This is a genomic window from Comamonas terrae, from assembly GCF_001544075.1.
GTDB classification, from domain to species: domain Bacteria; phylum Pseudomonadota; class Gammaproteobacteria; order Burkholderiales; family Burkholderiaceae_C; genus Comamonas; species Comamonas terrae.
The window spans coordinates 25,607-43,092 of the sequence record NZ_BCNT01000019.1 but is presented as its reverse complement, the minus strand read 5'-3'; the positions used below and the strand labels follow the sequence as shown (position 1 = coordinate 43,092).

The 17,486-nt window shown below is 67.2% G+C and carries 15 protein-coding genes; all 15 read left to right on the top strand.

Translation table 11 applies throughout. The annotated features are described in order from the left end of the window. The first annotated feature begins 47 nt into the window (after window positions 1-47). The 15 genes from hslV to Cte04_RS19175 all read left to right on the top strand — a co-directional run bounded on the left by hslV (window position 48) and on the right by Cte04_RS19175 (window position 17,445). Window positions 48-593 carry an ATP-dependent protease subunit HslV gene (gene hslV / locus Cte04_RS19245; RefSeq protein WP_066482812.1) on the top strand — a complete coding sequence of 182 codons (546 nt, stop codon included), beginning with the start codon at window positions 48-50 and terminating at the stop codon, window positions 591-593. A 78-nt stretch (window positions 594-671) separates the two neighbouring features. Further along, window positions 672-1,991, top strand: a complete 1,320-nt coding sequence (gene hslU, locus Cte04_RS19240; RefSeq protein ID WP_174522952.1) for an ATP-dependent protease ATPase subunit HslU — start codon at window positions 672-674, stop codon at window positions 1,989-1,991. A 356-nt stretch (window positions 1,992-2,347) separates the two neighbouring features. Further along, a complete protein-coding gene (gene mraZ / locus Cte04_RS19235) occupies window positions 2,348-2,776 on the top strand; it encodes a division/cell wall cluster transcriptional repressor MraZ (protein WP_066482805.1) in 429 nt (142 codons plus the stop codon). Window positions 2,777-2,790: 14 nt separating this feature from the next. Then, complete coding sequence (gene rsmH, locus Cte04_RS19230; RefSeq protein ID WP_066482800.1) at window positions 2,791-3,720, top strand: 16S rRNA (cytosine(1402)-N(4))-methyltransferase RsmH; 930 nt, start codon at window positions 2,791-2,793, stop codon at window positions 3,718-3,720. Between the two features lie 43 nt (window positions 3,721-3,763). Further along, the gene (gene ftsL, locus Cte04_RS19225) at window positions 3,764-4,051 is read left to right on the top strand and encodes a cell division protein FtsL (protein ID WP_066482787.1); all 288 of its coding nucleotides are present in this window, start codon (window positions 3,764-3,766) and stop codon (window positions 4,049-4,051) included. Next, the gene (locus Cte04_RS19220; protein WP_066482784.1) at window positions 4,048-5,793 is read left to right on the top strand and encodes a peptidoglycan D,D-transpeptidase FtsI family protein; all 1,746 of its coding nucleotides are present in this window, start codon (window positions 4,048-4,050) and stop codon (window positions 5,791-5,793) included. The genes ftsL and Cte04_RS19220 overlap by 4 nt, the downstream gene beginning before the upstream one ends. Continuing rightward, window positions 5,790-7,328, top strand: a complete 1,539-nt coding sequence (locus Cte04_RS19215; RefSeq protein WP_066482777.1) for a UDP-N-acetylmuramoyl-L-alanyl-D-glutamate--2,6-diaminopimelate ligase — start codon at window positions 5,790-5,792, stop codon at window positions 7,326-7,328. The genes Cte04_RS19220 and Cte04_RS19215 overlap by 4 nt, the downstream gene beginning before the upstream one ends. Then, window positions 7,325-8,764 carry a UDP-N-acetylmuramoyl-tripeptide--D-alanyl-D-alanine ligase gene (locus Cte04_RS19210; protein ID WP_066482768.1) on the top strand — a complete coding sequence of 480 codons (1,440 nt, stop codon included), beginning with the start codon at window positions 7,325-7,327 and terminating at the stop codon, window positions 8,762-8,764. Before Cte04_RS19215 ends, Cte04_RS19210 begins: the two co-directional genes overlap by 4 nt. Next, window positions 8,755-9,933, top strand: a complete 1,179-nt coding sequence (gene mraY, locus Cte04_RS19205; RefSeq protein ID WP_066482757.1) for a phospho-N-acetylmuramoyl-pentapeptide-transferase — start codon at window positions 8,755-8,757, stop codon at window positions 9,931-9,933. The genes Cte04_RS19210 and mraY overlap by 10 nt, the downstream gene beginning before the upstream one ends. Window positions 9,934-9,965: 32 nt before the next feature. Next, window positions 9,966-11,882 carry a UDP-N-acetylmuramoyl-L-alanine--D-glutamate ligase gene (gene murD, locus Cte04_RS19200; protein ID WP_370671040.1) on the top strand — a complete coding sequence of 639 codons (1,917 nt, stop codon included), beginning with the start codon at window positions 9,966-9,968 and terminating at the stop codon, window positions 11,880-11,882. Further along, window positions 11,879-13,150: a putative lipid II flippase FtsW gene (gene ftsW / locus Cte04_RS19195; RefSeq protein ID WP_066482753.1), complete on the top strand. Its 1,272-nt coding sequence runs from the start codon at window positions 11,879-11,881 to the stop codon at window positions 13,148-13,150. The genes murD and ftsW overlap by 4 nt, the downstream gene beginning before the upstream one ends. Then, on the top strand, window positions 13,147-14,232 hold the full coding sequence (gene murG, locus Cte04_RS19190) for an undecaprenyldiphospho-muramoylpentapeptide beta-N-acetylglucosaminyltransferase (RefSeq protein ID WP_066482746.1): 1,086 nt from the start codon (window positions 13,147-13,149) through the stop codon (window positions 14,230-14,232). Before ftsW ends, murG begins: the two co-directional genes overlap by 4 nt. After that, on the top strand, window positions 14,229-15,662 hold the full coding sequence (gene murC / locus Cte04_RS19185; RefSeq protein ID WP_066482733.1) for a UDP-N-acetylmuramate--L-alanine ligase: 1,434 nt from the start codon (window positions 14,229-14,231) through the stop codon (window positions 15,660-15,662). The genes murG and murC overlap by 4 nt, the downstream gene beginning before the upstream one ends. 2 nt (window positions 15,663-15,664) lie before the next feature. Beyond that, a complete protein-coding gene (locus Cte04_RS19180) occupies window positions 15,665-16,651 on the top strand; it encodes a D-alanine--D-alanine ligase (RefSeq protein ID WP_370671039.1) in 987 nt (328 codons plus the stop codon). Further along, a complete protein-coding gene (locus Cte04_RS19175) occupies window positions 16,648-17,445 on the top strand; it encodes a cell division protein FtsQ/DivIB (protein WP_066482724.1) in 798 nt (265 codons plus the stop codon). The genes Cte04_RS19180 and Cte04_RS19175 overlap by 4 nt, the downstream gene beginning before the upstream one ends. Window positions 17,446-17,486: the final 41 nt, after the last annotated feature.

The window sequence follows — 17,486 nt, the reverse complement described above, 5'->3', positions numbered from 1 at the left end:
GCCGGGCCTCTTGAGGCAGGATGGGGCGGCCCCCATCTGGCTGTTCTATGGAACAGTTTCACGGCACCACCATTTTGAGCGTGCGCCGCCAGACTCCCGAAGGCGTACAGGTCGCCATCGGCGGTGATGGTCAGGTCACATTGGGCAACATCGTCGTCAAGGGCACGGCGCGCAAGGTGCGCAAGCTCTACCACGGCAAGGTGCTGGCCGGCTTTGCCGGCGCCACGGCCGATGCGTTCACCCTGTTCGAGCGCTTCGAGGCCAAGCTGGAAAAGCACCAGGGCCACCTGACGCGTGCGGCCATCGAACTCACCAAGGACTGGCGCACCGACCGCGTGCTGCGCCGCCTGGAAGCCATGCTGGCCGTGGCCGATGCCACGGCCTCGCTGATCATCACGGGCAACGGCGATGTGCTGGAGCCCGAGCAGGGCATCGTGGCCATCGGCTCGGGCGGTGCCTATGCGCACTCGGCGGCCAAGGCGCTGCTCAACAACACCGAGCTGTCGGCCGAGGAGGTGGTGCGCAAGTCGCTGGCGATTGCCGGCGAGCTGTGCATCTATACCAACATGAACCACACCATCGAGACGCTGTAAGCTTCTTTCAGTCCTGAATTCATAGCTGCTTTCGCTTGCCTGCAAAGCGTCAGAGGCTTATTTGATCGAGTATTTTCCATGTCGTCTGCCATGACTCCCCAGGAGATCGTCTCCGAGCTGGACAACCACATCGTCGGCCAGGGCGGCGCCAAGCGCGCCGTGGCCATCGCGCTGCGCAACCGCTGGCGCCGCCAGCAGGTGGCCGATGGCCTGCGCCAGGAAATCACGCCCAAGAACATTCTGATGATCGGCCCCACGGGCGTGGGCAAGACCGAGATCGCGCGCCGCCTGGCAAAGCTTGCCGATGCGCCCTTCATCAAGGTGGAAGCCACCAAGTTCACCGAAGTCGGCTATGTGGGCAAGGACGTGGATGCGATCATCCGCGACCTGGCCGAGGTGGCCGTCAAGCAGACGCGCGAATCCGACATGAAGAAAATGCGTGCCCGCGCCGAGGACGCGGCCGAGGAACGCATCCTCGACGTGCTGATTCCCCAGGCGCGTACCGGCGAGGTGGCGGCCGACAGCACGGCGCGCCAGGTCTTTCGCAAGAAACTGCGCGAGGGCCAGCTCGACGACAAGGAAATCGAGATCGACGTCGCCGAGCAGCCGCCCCAGGTGCAGATCATGGGCCCGCAGGGCATGGAGGAGATGGCCGAGCAGCTGCGCGGCATGTTCAGCCAGCTGGGCCAGGAAAAGCGCAAGACGCGCAAGCTCAGGATTGCCGAGGCGCTGAAGCTGCTGACCGACGAGGAAGCGGCCAAGATGGTCAACGAGGAAGATGTCAGGAACCGCGCCATCGTCAATGCCGAGCAGAACGGCATCGTCTTCATCGACGAGATCGACAAGGTGGCCACGCGCCAGGAGACCAGCGGCTCCGACGTCTCGCGCCAGGGCGTGCAGCGCGACCTGCTGCCGCTGGTGGAGGGCACCAGCGTTTCCACGAAGTACGGCGTGGTCAAGACCGATCACATCCTGTTCATCGCTTCGGGTGCCTTCCATCTGTCCAAGCCCAGCGACCTGATTCCCGAGCTGCAGGGGCGCTTTCCCATTCGCGTGGAACTGGATTCCCTGTCGGTCCAGGACTTCGAGGCGATTCTGATGCAGACTCACGCCTCCCTGGTCAAGCAGTACCAGGCGCTGCTGGCTACCGAAGGCGTGACGCTGGAGTTCACGCCCGAGGGCATCACGCGGCTGGCGACGATTGCCTTCGAGGTGAACGAGCGCACCGAAAACATCGGCGCGCGCCGCCTGTCCACTGTCATGGAGCGCCTGCTCGACGAAGTCAGCTTCGACGCGGCCAAACTTGCCGGCCAGACCGTGACGATAGACGCAGCCTATGTCGACCAGCGCCTGCAGATGCTGAGCCAGGACGAGGACCTGTCGCGCTTCATCCTCTGATTCCGGCCTCTGGCCCGGACCGGACTGCCCGCCTTGGCGGGCAGTTTGCGTTTGTAGAAAAAGCGCTGCATGTCTAACCCGCCCAAGGTGAAGTGAATCGTTGCAATTGAGTCTTTCTATTGAGAGACCACATGCACAGGTTCTGCTAAGTGCTTGTGGGGGAAGGGTTTTTTTGACGGCTGCCTGACTGCGTGGCGTCTAAGTCGTTGATTTCATTGCAAATAATTGTCCCGGCGGGTTTGGAGTCGCCTAGAATTGCTGCTACAGTGCAAAAAAGTGCAATTAAGTGGTGAAAACTGCCTTCACGATCTCGGTGGTCGAGCGTGTATGGCTCCAATCGACCGGGGTGGCTGACCGTGTTTCAAGGGGCGTCTTCGCTGAATCTCGATGGGAAGGGGCGGCTTTCTGTGCCGACCCGGCATCGTGACGCCCTCATGGCCATGGCCGAAGGCCAGGTCACTTTCACCAAACACCCCCACGGTTGCCTGATGCTGTTTCCCCGCCCCGAATGGCTGCAGTTCCGTGAGCGCATCGCGCAGATGCCCATGAACGCCCAGTGGTGGAAGCGGATTTTTCTGGGCAATGCCATGGATGCGGAGATGGACGCGACCGGGCGTCTGCTGGTGTCCCCTGAATTGCGCGAGGCTGCAGGTCTGACCAAGGAAGTGGTGCTACTCGGCATGGGCAACCATTTCGAGCTGTGGGACAAGGCCACTTATGAAGCACGCGAAGCGGAAGCCATGCAGCAGGAGATGCCTGCGGCTTTCCAGGATTTTGTTTTTTAGGAAGAGACGTGCCTGTGAACCAGCCGTTGCAACATATCACCGTATTGCTCGACGAAGCCGTGGACGCGCTGCTGGGCGGCGCCGGCGCGCAGCCGTCGGGGCAGTGGGTGGATGCAACCTTCGGCCGCGGAGGGCATTCCCGGCTCATATTGCAGAGGCTGGGGCCGCAAGGGCGGTTGCAGGCGTTCGACAAGGATCCGGACGCCATCGCAGAAGCGGCGCGCATCACCGATGCGCGTTTTTCGATTAGGCATGAAGGCTTTTGCCATCTGGACGAACTGCCCGAAGGCAGCGTCCAGGGCGTGCTGATGGATCTGGGCGTGAGCTCGCCCCAGATCGACAACCCGGACCGGGGCTTCAGCTTCCGTTTTGACGGTCCGCTCGACATGCGCATGGACACCACGCGCGGCCAAAGCGTGGCCGAGTGGCTGGCCGAGGCGGAGATGCAGCAGATTGCGGAGGTGATACGTGACTACGGTGAAGAACGGTTTGCTGGCCCCATTGCAAAGGCGATTGTTGCTCGGCGCGAGGCCCAGGGGCCACTTCGCACAACGGCCGAGCTGGCCGAACTCGTGGCTGGCGCGGTCAAGACCCGTGAGGCTGGGCAGAATCCGGCAACACGCACCTTCCAGGCTCTTCGGATTTTCATCAATGCCGAGCTTCAAGAGCTCGAGCAGGCGCTAGAGGCCAGCCTGCGCGTGCTGGCGCCGGGCGGGCGCCTGGTCGTGATCAGCTTCCATTCGCTGGAAGACCGCATCGTCAAGCAGTTCATCGCCAAGCACTCCAAGGAGGTCTACGACCGCCGCATGCCTTTCGCACCGCCCCAGCCCATGCGGCTGAAGGCGCTGGGCCGCATCAAGCCCGGCGAGGCCGAGGTGGCGAGCAATCCCCGCTCGCGCTCTGCCGTGATGCGTGTGGCCGAACGCACGGAGACGCCCGCATGAGGCGCCGCACGCTGATTCCCGGCAGCGAAGAGGAGGGCATGCCATGCTGCGCCTGAATCTGCTGCTGCTGCTGGCGGTCATGGCCAGTGCCATTTTTCTGGTGCACACCCAGTACGAGTCGCGCAAGCTCTTCACCGAGCTGGACCGCGCCGAGGCCCAGGCACGCCAATTGGCCACGGACCAGCAGCGCCTGCAGGTGGAAAAGCGCGCCCAGGCCACGCCGCAGCGCATCGAGACACTGGCGCGCGAGCGCCTGCAGATGAAATCGGCCACGCCTGCCATCACGCAGTATGTGCAGGACGGATCCGGCACGGCAGGAGCGGCCCGATGACGCGCAGCGTGCTCTATACCTCCAGTCCCCTGCTGGCGTCCAAGACGCCGCTGTGGCGCAGCAAGATGATCGTGGCCATGCTGGGCCTGGGCTTTCTGGGCCTGGGCGCGCGCGCGGCCTATGTGCAGGTGTTCGGCAACGACTTCTTCAAGCGCCAGGGCCTGGTGCGCTTTGCGCGCACGCTGGAGCTGCCGGCCAACCGCGGCCGCCTGCTGGACCGCAACGGCCTGATCCTGGCATCGAGCGTGCCGGCCGCCAGCATCTGGGCGATCCCGGAGGACGTGGACCACAACGACCCCGAGGTGCAGGCCAAGCTCAAGACCATGGCCCAGCTCATGGACATGCCGCTGGCCACGCTGCAGAAGAAGCTGGCCGACGAGGACAAGACTTTCGTCTGGATCAAGCGCCAGCTCGACTGGGATGTGGGCCAGAAGATCCTGGCTCTCAATGTCAAGGGCATCTACAACCGCAAGGAATACAAGCGCCAGTACCCGGAAGGCGAGGCTGCGGCCCATGTCGTGGGCTTCACCAATGTGGAAGACCATGGCCAGGAGGGCATGGAGCTGGCCTTCGACAAGGAGCTGGCGGGCAAGCCCGGCTCGCGCCGCGTGATCAAGGACCGCCTGGGCCGCGTGGTCGAGGGCGTGGGCGAGGAGGTGCCGCCGCAGGACGGCCAGGACATCCAGCTGTCGATCGACAGCAAGGTCCAGTACTACGCTTTCCAGAAGCTCAAGGAGCAGGTGCTGGCCCAGAAGGCCAAGGCGGGCAGCGTGGTGGTCATGGACGCCCATACGGGCGAGCTGCTGGCGCTGGCCAACTATCCGACCTACGACCCCGGGCACCGCAAGAACCTGACCGGCGAGCAGCTGCGCAACCGCGCCATCACCGACACCTTCGAGCCCGGCTCGACCATGAAGCCCATCACCATCGCCCTGGCGCTGGAGACGGGCAAGTTCAAGCCAACGACCATCGTCGACACGACGCCGGGCCGCATCAACGTGACCGGCTCGACGATCTCGGACACCCACAACTACGGCGTGCTGACCGTGGCCGGCGTGATCCAGAAGTCCAGCAACGTGGGCACGACCAAGATCTCCCAGCAGCTGAGCGCGCAAAGCATGTGGGAGACCTACTCGGCCGTGGGCTTCGGCCAGAAGCCGCAGATTGCCTTCCCCGGCGCGGCCAGCGGCCGCCTGCGGCCCTACAAGACCTGGCGTCCCGTGGAGCAGGCCACCATGAGCTACGGCTACGGCCTGTCGGCCAGCCTGCTGCAGATGGCGCGCAGCTACACCACGTTCGCCAACGGCGGCCGCGTGATTCCGGCCACCATGCTGCGCATCAACGAGGCGCCCATCGGCGTGCCCGTGTTCTCGCCGCGCACGGCCGACGAGGTGCGCAAGATGCTGGCCATGGCCGCCGGCCCGGGCGGCACTGGCCAGAAGGCCCAGACCGTGGGCTACTCGGTGGGCGGCAAGTCCGGCACGGCGCGCAAGCAGCAGGGCAAGGGCTATGCGGCCGGCAAGTACCGCGCCTGGTTCACGGGCATGGCGCCGATCGAGAACCCGCGCATCATCGTCGCCGTGATGGTGGACGAACCCCAGCTCAGCATCTACGGCGGCACGGTGGCCGCGCCCGTGTTCAGCGATGTGGTGCAGCAGACGCTGCGCCTGATGGGCGTGCAGCCCGATATGGAAGTCAAGCCGCTGATCGTGGCCAACCCGGTGGAGGAGCCGGCCCTATGAATGCCACATCCTCGAATTCCGGCACTGCCGTGCGCGTGCTGGCCTCGGTAGACGAAGCCGTGCAATGGCTGCGCAGCCAGGTGGCGGGCAGCCTGCAGACCGACAGCCGCAAGGTGGGCGCAGGCGATGCCTTCATCGCCTGGCCGGGCGCGGCCACCGACGGCCGCGCCTACGTGGTCAAGGCCCTGGAACAGGGCGCGGCCGCCGTGCTCGTGGAGGCCGACGGCCTGGAGGCGTTCGCGCTGCAGGGCGAACGCATTGCCGCGCTGAAGGGCCTCAAGGCCGCCACCGGCCTGATCGCCGACCAGTGGTTTGCCCATCCCAGCGGCGAGATCGAGGTGCTGGCCGTGACCGGCACCAACGGCAAGACCACCACGGCCTGGTGGCTTGCGCATGCGCTGTCGAAAGTGAAGCTGCAGGCGCGTGCCGGTGCTGCGCTGGTGGGTACTTTGGGTGTTGGCGTACCGCCCCATCTGGAATACACGGGCCTGACCACGCCCGACCCCGTGCGGCTGCAGCGCGCCTTCCGCGAATATGCGGATGCGGGTCTGGCCGCCTGCGCCATCGAAGCCTCGTCCATCGGCATCGTCGAGCACCGCCTGGACGGCACGCGCATCCGCGTGGCGCTGTTCACCAATTTCACCCAGGACCACCTGGACTACCACGGCAGCATGGACGCCTACTGGCGGGCCAAGGCCGCGCTGTTCGACTGGCCCGGCCTGCAGGCCGCCGTGGTCAATGTGGACGATGCCCACGGCGCCCGGCTCTGGGCCGGTCTGCAGGGCCGGCCGCTCGATCTGTGGAGCGTTTCCCTCCAGGGCCCGGCGCGTCTGCAGGCCCGGGACATCCGCCTGGAAGAACAAGGCCTGGCCTTCACCGTGGTGGAAGCCGGCGCGACTGCAGAGCACAGCCTGCGCATGAACACGCGCCTCGTGGGCCAGTACAACGTATCCAATCTGCTGGGTGTGCTCGCGGCCCTGCGCAGCCTGGGGCTGAGCCTGCAGGAGGCCGCAGCCGCCTGCGCGCACCTGGAACCCGTGCCCGGCCGCATGCAGCAGATTGCCCGGAGCGGGCAGCCGCTGGTGGCGGTGGACTATGCCCATACCCCCGATGCGCTGGAGAAGGCGCTGCAGGCGCTGCAGCCTGCGGCCCGCCAGCGCGGCGGCAAGCTGTGGTGCGTGTTCGGCTGCGGTGGCGACCGCGACAACACCAAGCGCCCGCTCATGGGGCAGGCCGCCCAGACCTATGCCGACTGCGTGCTCGTCACCAGTGACAACCCGCGCAGCGAAGTGCCCGAACGCATCATCGACCAGATTCTGGCCGGCATGCGTGCGGGTGAAAACCTCCATGTCCAGGCCGACCGCGCGGCGGCCATTGCCGAGGCCCTGGCCCGCGCCGATGCGCGCGACGTGGTGCTGATCGCCGGCAAGGGACATGAGGACTACCAGGAGACGAAGGGCGTGCGCCATCCGTTCTCCGACATGGCCGAGGCGCACAAGGCGCTGGCGGCCCGCGAAGGAAAGAAACGGTCATGATGACCTTGGAAAAAGCGCTGGAGCTGCTCCAGGCGCATATCCCCCAGGCCCGCCTGATTGGCGACGGCCGGACCCTGCTGGCGCGCGTGCATACCGACACGCGCACGCTGCAGGCCGGGGACTTGTTCGTAGCCCTCAAGGGCGAGCGTTTCGACGCCCATGATTTCCTGCCCCAGGCCAAGGCCGCGGGGGCCGTGGCTGCACTGGCATCGCACGGCCTGGCCGAGGCCGGCCTGTCCGGCATCGAGGTGCCCGACACCCTGGCGGCCCTCGGGGCACTGGCGCGTGCCTGGCGCGGCCAGTTCGATGTGCCGCTGATCGCGGTGACCGGCAGCAACGGCAAGACCACGGTCACGCAGATGATTGCCTCCATCCTGCGGGCGCATGTCGGCGGAGCGGGCGACGCGGCGCTGGCCACGCGCGGCAACTTCAACAATTCCATCGGCATGCCGCTCAATCTGCTGCGCATGACGGCCGGGCATCGCATCGCCGTGCTGGAGATGGGCATGAACCATACCGGCGAGATTGCCGAACTGGCCGCCATCGGCCAGCCCACGGTGGCCCTGGTCAACAACGCCCAGCGCGAGCACCAGGAATTCATGCACACGGTGGAAGCCGTGGCGCGCGAGAACGGCTCGGTTCTCTCCTTTCTGCCGGCCGATGGCGTGGCTGTCTTCCCTGCGGGTGACACCTATACCGCGCTGTGGGCCGGGCTGGCCGCCGGCCGCTCCTGCCTGATGTTCGGAGACGCCGAGGACGGCGCCCAGGTGTTCGCCTCGGACGTGGCCTGGCGCGAAGGCGCCTGGGCCATGCAGCTCCATACGCCGCAAGGCCAGGCTCCGGTGCAGCTGCACATCGCCGGCCGCCACAACGTGCGCAACGCGCTGGCCGCTGCGGCCTGCGCCCATGCGGCCGGCGTGCCGCTGGCCGCCATTGCGCAGGGGCTGTCGGGTTTCGAGCCGGTCACCGGCCGCTCGCGCGCGCTGGCGGTGTCCGTCCAGGGGCGCCCGGTCACCGTGGTGGACGACACCTACAACGCCAACCCCGATTCGGTGGCCGCGGCCATCGAGGTGCTGCGCGAGCTGCCCGCGCCCCAGCTGCTGGTGCTGGGCGATATGGGCGAGGTGGGCGACAACGGCCCGCAATTCCATGCCGAGGCCGGTGCGCTGGCACGGCAGCAAGGCATTCCCCGCTTCTTTGCGCTGGGCGCGCAAAGCGCATATGCCACCGCGGCCTTCAACAGCGGGCAGGGTGGCGAAGCCCGGCATTTCGATAGCATGCAGGCCCTTGTGCAGGTCGTATGCGCAGTGCTGCCCGAAGTGGGCAGCGTGTTGGTCAAAGGTTCTCGGTTCATGAAGATGGAGCAAGTGGTGCAGGCCATTGAAGCCTGCGCGGACAAGGGGCAGCGCGCCTGCGGGGAGGCCGCATGCTGCTGATGCTCTCCCAGTGGCTGCAAGGCCTGTCGCCCGATTTCGGTTTTCTGCGCGTCTTCCAGTACCTGACGCTGCGCGCGGTGCTGGCGGCCGTCACGGCCCTGCTGATCGGCCTGTTCATCGGCCCCAGGGCCATCCGCATGCTCACCGCGCTCAAGATCGGCCAGCCCGTGCGCGGCTATGCCATGGAAACGCACCTGGTCAAGAGCGGCACGCCCACCATGGGCGGCGTGCTGATCCTGTTCTCCATCGCCGTGTCCACCCTGCTGTGGTTCGACCTGTCCAACCGCTTCGTCTGGATCGTGCTGCTGGTCACGCTGGGCTTTGGCGCCATCGGCTGGGTGGACGACTGGCGCAAGGTGGTCAACAAGGACCCCGAAGGCATGCGCTCGGGCGAGAAGTATTTCTGGCAGTCCGCGATCGGCCTGCTGGCCGCGCTGTACCTGGTGTTCTGCGTGTCGGAGAACACCAACGCACAGGTGTTCGAGCTGTTCGTGTCCTGGGTTCAGTCGGGCTTCTCCATGGACCTGCCGCCCAAGGCCGGCCTGCTCGTGCCCTTCTTCAAGGAAGTCAGCTATCCGCTGGGAGTGTTCGGCTTCGTGATCATGACCTACCTGGTCATCGTGGGCGCCAGCAACGCCGTGAACCTGACCGACGGTCTGGACGGCTTGGCCATCATGCCGGTGATCCTGGTCGGCTCCACGCTGGGCATCTTCGCCTATGTGACCGGCAATGCCGGCTACGCCAAGTACCTGCTGTTTCCGCATATCCCGGGCTCGGGCGAGCTGATGGTCTTCTGCGGCGCCATGGGCGGCGCGGGCCTGGCCTTTCTCTGGTTCAACGCCCATCCGGCCCAGGTCTTCATGGGCGACGTGGGCGCGCTGGCCCTGGGCGCGGCCCTGGGCACGATTGCCGTGATCGTGCGCCAGGAAATCGTGCTGGCCATCATGGGCGGCATCTTCGTGGTCGAGGCCCTGTCCGTCATGCTGCAGGTGAGCTGGTTCAAGTACACCAAGAAGCGCTACGGCGAAGGCCGGCGCCTGCTGAAGATGGCGCCGCTGCACCATCACTTCGAAAAGAGCGGCTGGAAGGAAACCCAGGTAGTGGTCCGCTTCTGGATCATCACCATGCTGCTGTGCCTGCTGGGTCTGTCGACCCTGAAGCTGAGGTGAACGCCATGCAGGAAGACGACCTCCAGCTCGACATGCAGGCACCGCAAGCAATGCCCGAACAGGCTGTTGCAGCCGATACGCCTGCTATCGGTGCTGAAGCTGCTGGCGCTGATATAACCGGCGTTTCGGCATTGAATGGGGTGCAAGTGCTTGATATGACTGCGCAAGACGCTTCTGAAACAGGAGCCGACGCGGTGGCTGCCCCTGCCGAGGTCCAGACCCTGGCCCGTACCCTGGGCGAAGAGCCGGTTCCCGACATCTCCACGCTGACGGCGGCCCGCGATGCGGCCGCCTTCGTGGCGCAGATCTTTGCCGATCCCGGCGTGTCCGATGCCGCGGACAGCGAGGTCACGGCCGTGGCGGCCGAGCAGGCGCCGGTGCAAGAGGCGCTGCAGCTGCCGCCCGTGCCCGTGCAGTGGCCGCAAGGTGCCGAGCAGCATCTGCAGGGGCAGCGCGTGCTGATCCTGGGGCTGGGCATTTCCGGCATCGCCATGGCCCGCTGGTGCGTGCGCGCCGGCGCCGAGGTCACGGTGGCCGACACGCGCCAGGCGCCTCCGCACCTGGCCACGCTGCAGACCGAGCTGCCCGGCGTGCGCTTTGTGGCAGGCGCGTTCACCGCCGCGCTGGTCGACGGCCAGAGCCTGAGTTCCGTCTACCGCTCGCCGGGCCTGAGCCCCGACACCGTGGCGCCGGTGTTCCAGGCGGCGCGCGCCATCGGCCTGCCCGTGGGCGGCGAGCTCGACCTGTTCGCCCAGGCGCTCAAGGCAATGAAGGAGGCCCATGGCTACCAGCCCGCCGTGCTGGGCATCACCGGCACCAACGGCAAGACCACGGTGACCTCGCTGTCCGGCCAGCTGCTCGAGCATGCGGGCCTGGCGGTAGGCGTGGCCGGCAACATCGGCCCCACGCTGCTCGACACGCTGAGCCAGCGCATCGACGCCGAAACCCTGCCCCAGGCCTGGGTGCTGGAGCTGTCCAGCTTCCAGCTCGACGGCGTGCAGGGCTTCGAGCCCACGGCCGCGGCCGTGCTCAACATCACCCAGGACCACCTGGACTGGCACGGCAGCCTGCAGGCCTATGCCGATGCCAAGGCGCGCATCTTCGGTCAGGGTGGCCTGATGGTGCTCAACCGCGAAGACCCCATGGTCATGGCCATGCTGCCCGCGCCCGAGCCTCTGCCCGGCAAGCGCGGCAAGACCTTCCAGCGGCCCTATGTGACTTTCGGCGGCGACATGCCGCGCCGGCCCGGCGATTTCGGCATCGAGGTCGTCAACGGCATGACCTGGCTGGTGCGCGCCCATGAGGCCGACGAGACCACCAGGGGCAAGAGCGCCGACGATCTGCACATCCAGCGCCTGATGCCGGCCGATGCGCTGCGCATCCGCGGCCGCCACAATGCCATCAACGCGCTGTCGGCCCTGGCCCTGGCCACGGCGGCCGGCTGCACGCTGGCGCCGCTGCTCTACGGCCTGCGCGAATACCGCGGCGAGCCGCACCGCGTGCAGCCCATCGGCCGCGTGAACGAGGTCGAATACTTCGACGACAGCAAGGGCACCAACGTGGGCGCCACCGTGGCCGCGCTGACCGGCCTGGGCGCCGACCATCGCATCGTGGTGATCCTGGGCGGCCTGGGCAAGGGCCAGGACTTCACGCCGCTGGCCGCGCCCGTGGCCCGCTATGTGCGTGCCGCCGTGCTGATCGGCCAGGATGGCCCGCGGATCCGGGAGGCGCTGTCCGGTTGCGGCGTGCAGCTGCAGGACGCCTCGACCATGCAGGATGCCGTGGCCCAGGCCGCCGGCCTGGCCCATGCGGGCGATGCCGTGCTGCTGTCGCCCGCCTGCGCCAGCATGGACATGTTCAAGGACTATGCGGACCGCGCCGAACAGTTCGTGCAGGCGGTGCGCGCGCTGGCGCTGGACGCCGGCCAGGAACTGGAGGAGGGCGCATGACTGCCGCATTCCTGACCGGTGTTTCCTCCCGCGTGCGCTCGTGGTTTCGCAGCGGCGGCGACCGTCCCATCGACGTGCTGCCCGTGCGCGTGGGCGGGCCGCAGTACCACCGACCCACACAGACCCCGGCCAGCGTGCTGGGGCTGGACCAGGCCTTGATCTGGGTGGTGATCGGCCTGCTGTCCTGGAGCCTGGTCATGGTGTATTCGGCATCGATCGCGATGCCGGACAACCCGCGTTTCGGCAAGATCGAGCCCTATCACTTCCTGCTGCGCCATGCCATGTCCATCGGCATGGCCTTCGTGGCCGCGCTGCTGGCCTTCCAGGTGCCCATGGCCGCCTGGGAGAAAGTGGCGCGCAAGCTGTTCATCGTCTCCATCGTGCTGCTGGTGGCGGTGCTGATCCCCCACGTGGGCACGGTGGTCAACGGCGCGCGGCGCTGGCTGTCGCTGGGCATCATGAACTTCCAGCCTTCGGAGCTGGCCAAGTTCTCGGTGCTGATCTATGCGGCCGACTACATGGTGCGCAAGATGGAGGTCAAGGAGCGGTTCTTCCGCGCCGTGCTGCCCATGGCCGTGGCCGTGGTGCTGGTCGGCGTGCTGCTGCTGGCCGAGCCCGACATGGGCGCCTTCATGGTGATCGTGGTGATCTCCATGGGCATTCTGTTCCTGGGCGGCGTGAACGCGCGCATGTTCTTCCTGATCGCCTTCGTGGTGGTGCTGGCCTTCGTGGGCATCATCGCCACCTCCGAATGGCGCCGCGAGCGCATCTTCGCCTACCTCGACCCCTGGGACGAGAAGCACGCGCTGGGCAAGGGCTACCAGCTCTCGCACGCGCTGATCGCCATCGGCCGCGGCGAGATCTTCGGCGTGGGCCTGGGCCGCAGCGTGGAAAAGCTGCACTGGCTGCCCGAAGCCCATACCGACTTTCTGATGGCCGTGATCGGCGAGGAGTTCGGCCTCGTGGGCGTGCTGCTGATCGCCGTGGTCTTCCTGTGGCTGACCCGCCGCATCATGCTGATCGGCCGCCGCGCCATTGCGCTGGACCGGGTGTTCTCCGGGCTGGTGGCCGAAGGCGTGGCGATCTGGATGGGTTTCCAGGCCTTCATCAACATGGGCGTGAACCTGGGCGCGCTGCCCACCAAGGGCCTGACCCTGCCGCTGATGAGTTTCGGCGGCTCGGCGATTTTGATGAACCTGATAGCGGTGGCCGTGGTGCTCAGAGTGGATTACGAGAACAAGCTGCTGATGAAGGGAGGCCACGCATGAGCCTGCCCATCCGGCCAACAAGGCAACGCACGGCCCTCATCATGGCCGGCGGCACCGGCGGCCATATCTTCCCCGGTCTGGCCGTGGCGCAGGAGCTGCGCGCGCGCGGCTGGACCGTGCATTGGCTGGGCACGCCGGGCTCCATGGAGTCGCGCATCGTGCCGCCCCAGGACTTTGCGTTCGAGACCATCGACTTCGGCGGCGTGCGCGGCAAGGGGTTCAAGACCCTGCTGATGCTGCCGGGCCGCCTGCTCAAGGCCTTCTTGCAGGCGCGCGCCGTGATGCGCCGCGTGCAGCCCGATGTGGTGGTGGGCCTGGGCGGCTACATCACCGTTCCGGGCGGGCTGATGGCGGCGCTGGCCGGCAGGCCCGTGGTGCTGCACGAGCAGAACTCCGTGGCCGGCATGGCCAACAAGGTGGTGGCCGCCGTGGCCCGGCGCGTGTACACGGCCTTCCCCGATGTGCTTGCCAAGGGCCAGTGGGTGGGCAACCCGCTGCGCCGCGCCTTCACCGAGCAGCCCGCGCCGGCCGAGCGCTTTGCCGGCCGCAGCGGGCCGCTCAAGCTGCTGGTCGTGGGCGGCAGCCTGGGCGCCCGGGCGCTCAACGAGATCGTGCCCCGGGCCCTGGCCCTGATTCCCGAGGCGCAGCGTCCGCAGGTCCTGCACCAGAGCGGCGCGGCCCAGATCGACGCCCTGCGCGCCAACTACGCCGCTGCCGGCGTGCAGGCCGAGCTCACGCCTTTCATCGAGGACACGGCGCGCGCCTTCGCCGATGCCGATGTCATCGTCTGCCGCGCAGGCGCGAGCACGGTGACCGAGATCGCCGCCGTGGGCGCCGCCGCCATCTATGTACCGTTTCCGTCCGCCGTGGACGACCACCAGACCTCCAATGCGCGCTTCCTGGTGGACGCCGGCGGTGGATGGTTAATGCCACAAAGCACTCTGAGCGCCCAAGGGTTGGCCGAAATGCTACAAAATATGCAGCGTGCGACGCTGCTGGAGCGCGCTGAACTAGCGAAGAAAATGCAAAAGATCGATGCCACCGAGAAGGTGGTCGCCGCCTGTGAGGAGTTGGCCGCATGAAACACGCCATCCATCACATCCACTTTGTCGGTATTGGCGGCGCCGGCATGAGCGGCATTGCCGAAGTGCTGCACAACCTGGGCTACCAGATTTCGGGCTCGGACCTGGCCGACAGCGCCACGCTGCGCCGCCTCGCGAGCCTGGGCATCGCCACCCATGTGGGCCATGCAGCAGCCAATATTGCGGGCGCCGAAGCCGTGGTGACCTCCACGGCCGTGCAGGGCGACAACCCCGAGGTGATCGCCGCCCGCGAAAAGAAGATTCCCGTCGTGCCGCGCGCGCTGATGCTGGCCGAACTGATGCGCTTCAAGCAGGGCATCGCGATCGCCGGCGCGCACGGCAAGACCACGACCACCAGCCTGGTGACCAGCGTGCTGGCCGAGGCCGGGCTCGACCCGACCTTCGTGATCGGCGGCAAGCTCAACAGCGCCGGCGCCAACGCCAAGCTCGGTCAGGGCGATTACATCGTGGTCGAGGCCGACGAGTCGGATGCCTCGTTCCTGAACCTGCTGCCCATCATGGCCGTGGTCACGAACATCGACGCCGACCACATGGAAACCTACGGCCACGATTTCGGCCGGCTCAAGGGCGCGTTCGTCGATTTCCTGCACCGCATGCCGTTCTACGGCCGCGCCATCCTGTGCATCGACAGCCCGGCCGTGCGCGAGATCCTGCCCCAGCTGGCCCGGCCCGTGACCACCTACGGCTTTGCCGAGGATGCCCAGGTGCGCGCCCTCAACGTGCGCGCCGAAGCCGGCCGCATGTGCTTTACCGTGCGCCGCAGCAACGGCCAGAGCTACCCCGACCTGGAGGTGGTGCTGAGCCTGCCCGGCGAGCACAACGTGCTCAATGCGCTGTCGGCCGTGGCCGTGGCCATGGAGCTGGAAATCCCCGACGAAGCCCTGCTGCGCGCCCTCGAAGGCTTCAAGGGCGTGGGCCGGCGCTTCCAGCGCTATGGCGAGCTGCCCGCGGCCGACGGCGGCCAGTTCACCGTCATCGACGACTACGGCCACCACCCGGTGGAGATGGCTGCCACGCTGGCCGCCGCGCGCGGCGCCTTCCCGGGGCAGCGCCTGGTGCTGGCCTTCCAGCCCCACCGCTACAGCCGCACGCGCGACTGCTTCGAGGATTTCGTGAAGGTCATCGGCAGCGCCGATTCGGTGCTGCTCACCGAGGTCTACGCGGCCGGCGAGGCGCCCATCGTGGCGGCCGACGGCCGCTCGCTGGCGCGCGCACTGCGCGTGGCCGGCAAGGTGGAGCCGGTCTTCGTGGAAAACATTGCCGATCTGCCCGCGGCGATCGCGACGAATGCGCAAGGCGGCGACGTGCTGCTGTGCATGGGCGCGGGCTCCATCGGCGCGGTACCGGCAAAGCTGGTCGAGATGCTTCAGAAACAAGAGCTGGATGCGCACAAGGAGAGCGCGCAATGAGCATGAATGACACAGATTTCGGCCGCAACGTGGATGTGCAGGCCATGGGCAAGGTGGCCGTGCTCATGGGCGGCCGCTCGTCCGAGCGCGAGGTTTCGCTGATGTCGGGCCGCGGCGTGCTGGCCGCGCTGCAATCCAGGGGCGTCAACGCCCACGCCTTCGATCCCGCGGAGCAGGGGCTGGACCAGCTCAAGGTGCAGGGTTTCGATCGCTGCTTCATTGCGCTGCACGGGCGCTACGGCGAGGACGGCACGGTGCAGGGCGCGCTGGAGCTGCTGGGCATTCCCTACACGGGCTCCGGCGTGATGGCATCGAGCATTGCCATGGACAAGATCATGACCAAGCGCATCTGGCGCTTCGAGGGCCTGCCCACGCCCGACTGGCGCCTGGTCGCCAGCGCCGAGGAAACGCGCGCCGCCCTGGCGGTATTGGGCGCGCCCATGATCGTCAAACCCGCGCGCGACGGCTCCAGCATCGGCCTGACCAAGGTGACGACCGCCGAGGAGTGCGCCAGGGCCTACGAGCTGGCCGCCAGGTACGACGACGAAGTGCTGTGCGAGGAGTTCATCGCCGGCGACGAGACCACCTGCCCCGTGCTGGGCGCCGAAGCCGGCGCCCATGCGCTGCCGGTGATCCGCATCGTGGCGCCCGAAGGCAACTACGACTACCAGAACAAGTACTTCACCGACACCACGCAGTACCACTGCCCGAGCGGACTGCCCGAGGCAGAGGAGGCGGAAATCCGGCGCATCGTGGTCAAGGCCTACCGCACGCTGGGCTGCCGCGGCTGGGCGCGCGCCGACATCATGATCCGCGCCAGCGACCGCAAGCCATTCCTGCTGGAGATCAACACTTCGCCCGGCATGACGGGCCATTCGCTGGTGCCCATGGCGGCGCGGGCCTCCGGTGTGAGCTACGAGGACCTGTGCCTGGGGCTGCTGGGCAGCGCCACGCTGGACGGGGTGGCCGGAGACCAGGAGCACGCATGAACCGCATGTCCGCAGTCCCCTTCGACGTCAGGCTCATGAACATCACCGCCACGGTGCTGTTCATGGGGTGCCTGGCTGCGGGCGTGGCGGCTGTGGGCTGGTGGCTGATGCGGTATCCGGCCTTCAACATCGGCCGCATCGTGGTCGAGGGCGAGCTGGTGCACAACAACGCCGTGACGCTGCGCGCCAATGTGGCGCCGGTGCTCAAGGGCAACTTCTTCACGGTCAACCTCAAGGCCGCGCAGGAGGCCTTCGAGCAGGTGCCCTGGGTGCGCGAGGCCCAGGTGCGCCGCGAGTATCCCAACAGCCTGCGCGTGCTGCTCAAGGAGCATGTGGCCGAGGCCTTCTGGGGCCCGGACACCGGCACCGGCCTGGTGGACAACACGGGCAAGGTCTTCGAGGCCAACCTGGGTGAGCTCGACCGCGACGGCCTGCCTCGCCTGCAGGGGCCCGAGGGTTCGGCGCCGCGCATGCTGCAGATGTACCGCCTGCTCGCTCCGGCGCTGCAGCCGCTGGACGTGACGCTGGACGGGCTGGTGCTGGATGCGCGCGGCAGCTGGCAGCTGCGGCTGGACAACGATGCCGTGATCGAGGCCGGCGGCGGCGGCACCGAGGATGTTTTGCAGCGTGTGCAGCGCTTCGTGCGCACGCTGCCGCAAATCACTTCGCAATACAAGCGCACGGCCGAAGCCTTGGAGTCGGCCGACCTGCGCTACGACGATGGCTATGCCCTGCGTCTGAAGGGCGTGACCACGGGTTCTGCAACGGCTGCGGGTGCGCGGCCCAGGCGCTAGCGGCGCGCACAGGAGACCCGAATGCAAGGCATACACAAGGA

Excerpts from the sequence above, each read along its gene's own strand:
- hslV (WP_066482812.1), top strand. The coding sequence starts at position 48 with ATGGAACAGTTTCACGGCACCACCATTTTGAGCGTGCGCCGCCAGACT.
- hslU (WP_174522952.1), top strand. The coding sequence starts at position 672 with ATGTCGTCTGCCATGACTCCCCAGGAGATCGTCTCCGAGCTGGACAAC.
- ftsL (WP_066482787.1), top strand. The coding sequence starts at position 3,764 with ATGCTGCGCCTGAATCTGCTGCTGCTGCTGGCGGTCATGGCCAGTGCC.
- Cte04_RS19220 (WP_066482784.1), top strand. The coding sequence starts at position 4,048 with ATGACGCGCAGCGTGCTCTATACCTCCAGTCCCCTGCTGGCGTCCAAG.
- Cte04_RS19215 (WP_066482777.1), top strand. The coding sequence starts at position 5,790 with ATGAATGCCACATCCTCGAATTCCGGCACTGCCGTGCGCGTGCTGGCC.
- Cte04_RS19210 (WP_066482768.1), top strand. The coding sequence starts at position 7,325 with ATGATGACCTTGGAAAAAGCGCTGGAGCTGCTCCAGGCGCATATCCCC.
- mraY (WP_066482757.1), top strand. The coding sequence starts at position 8,755 with ATGCTGCTGATGCTCTCCCAGTGGCTGCAAGGCCTGTCGCCCGATTTC.
- murD (WP_370671040.1), top strand. The coding sequence starts at position 9,966 with ATGCAGGCACCGCAAGCAATGCCCGAACAGGCTGTTGCAGCCGATACG.
- ftsW (WP_066482753.1), top strand. The coding sequence starts at position 11,879 with ATGACTGCCGCATTCCTGACCGGTGTTTCCTCCCGCGTGCGCTCGTGG.
- murG (WP_066482746.1), top strand. The coding sequence starts at position 13,147 with ATGAGCCTGCCCATCCGGCCAACAAGGCAACGCACGGCCCTCATCATG.
- murC (WP_066482733.1), top strand. The coding sequence starts at position 14,229 with ATGAAACACGCCATCCATCACATCCACTTTGTCGGTATTGGCGGCGCC.
- Cte04_RS19180 (WP_370671039.1), top strand. The coding sequence starts at position 15,665 with ATGAATGACACAGATTTCGGCCGCAACGTGGATGTGCAGGCCATGGGC.
- Cte04_RS19175 (WP_066482724.1), top strand. The coding sequence starts at position 16,648 with ATGAACCGCATGTCCGCAGTCCCCTTCGACGTCAGGCTCATGAACATC.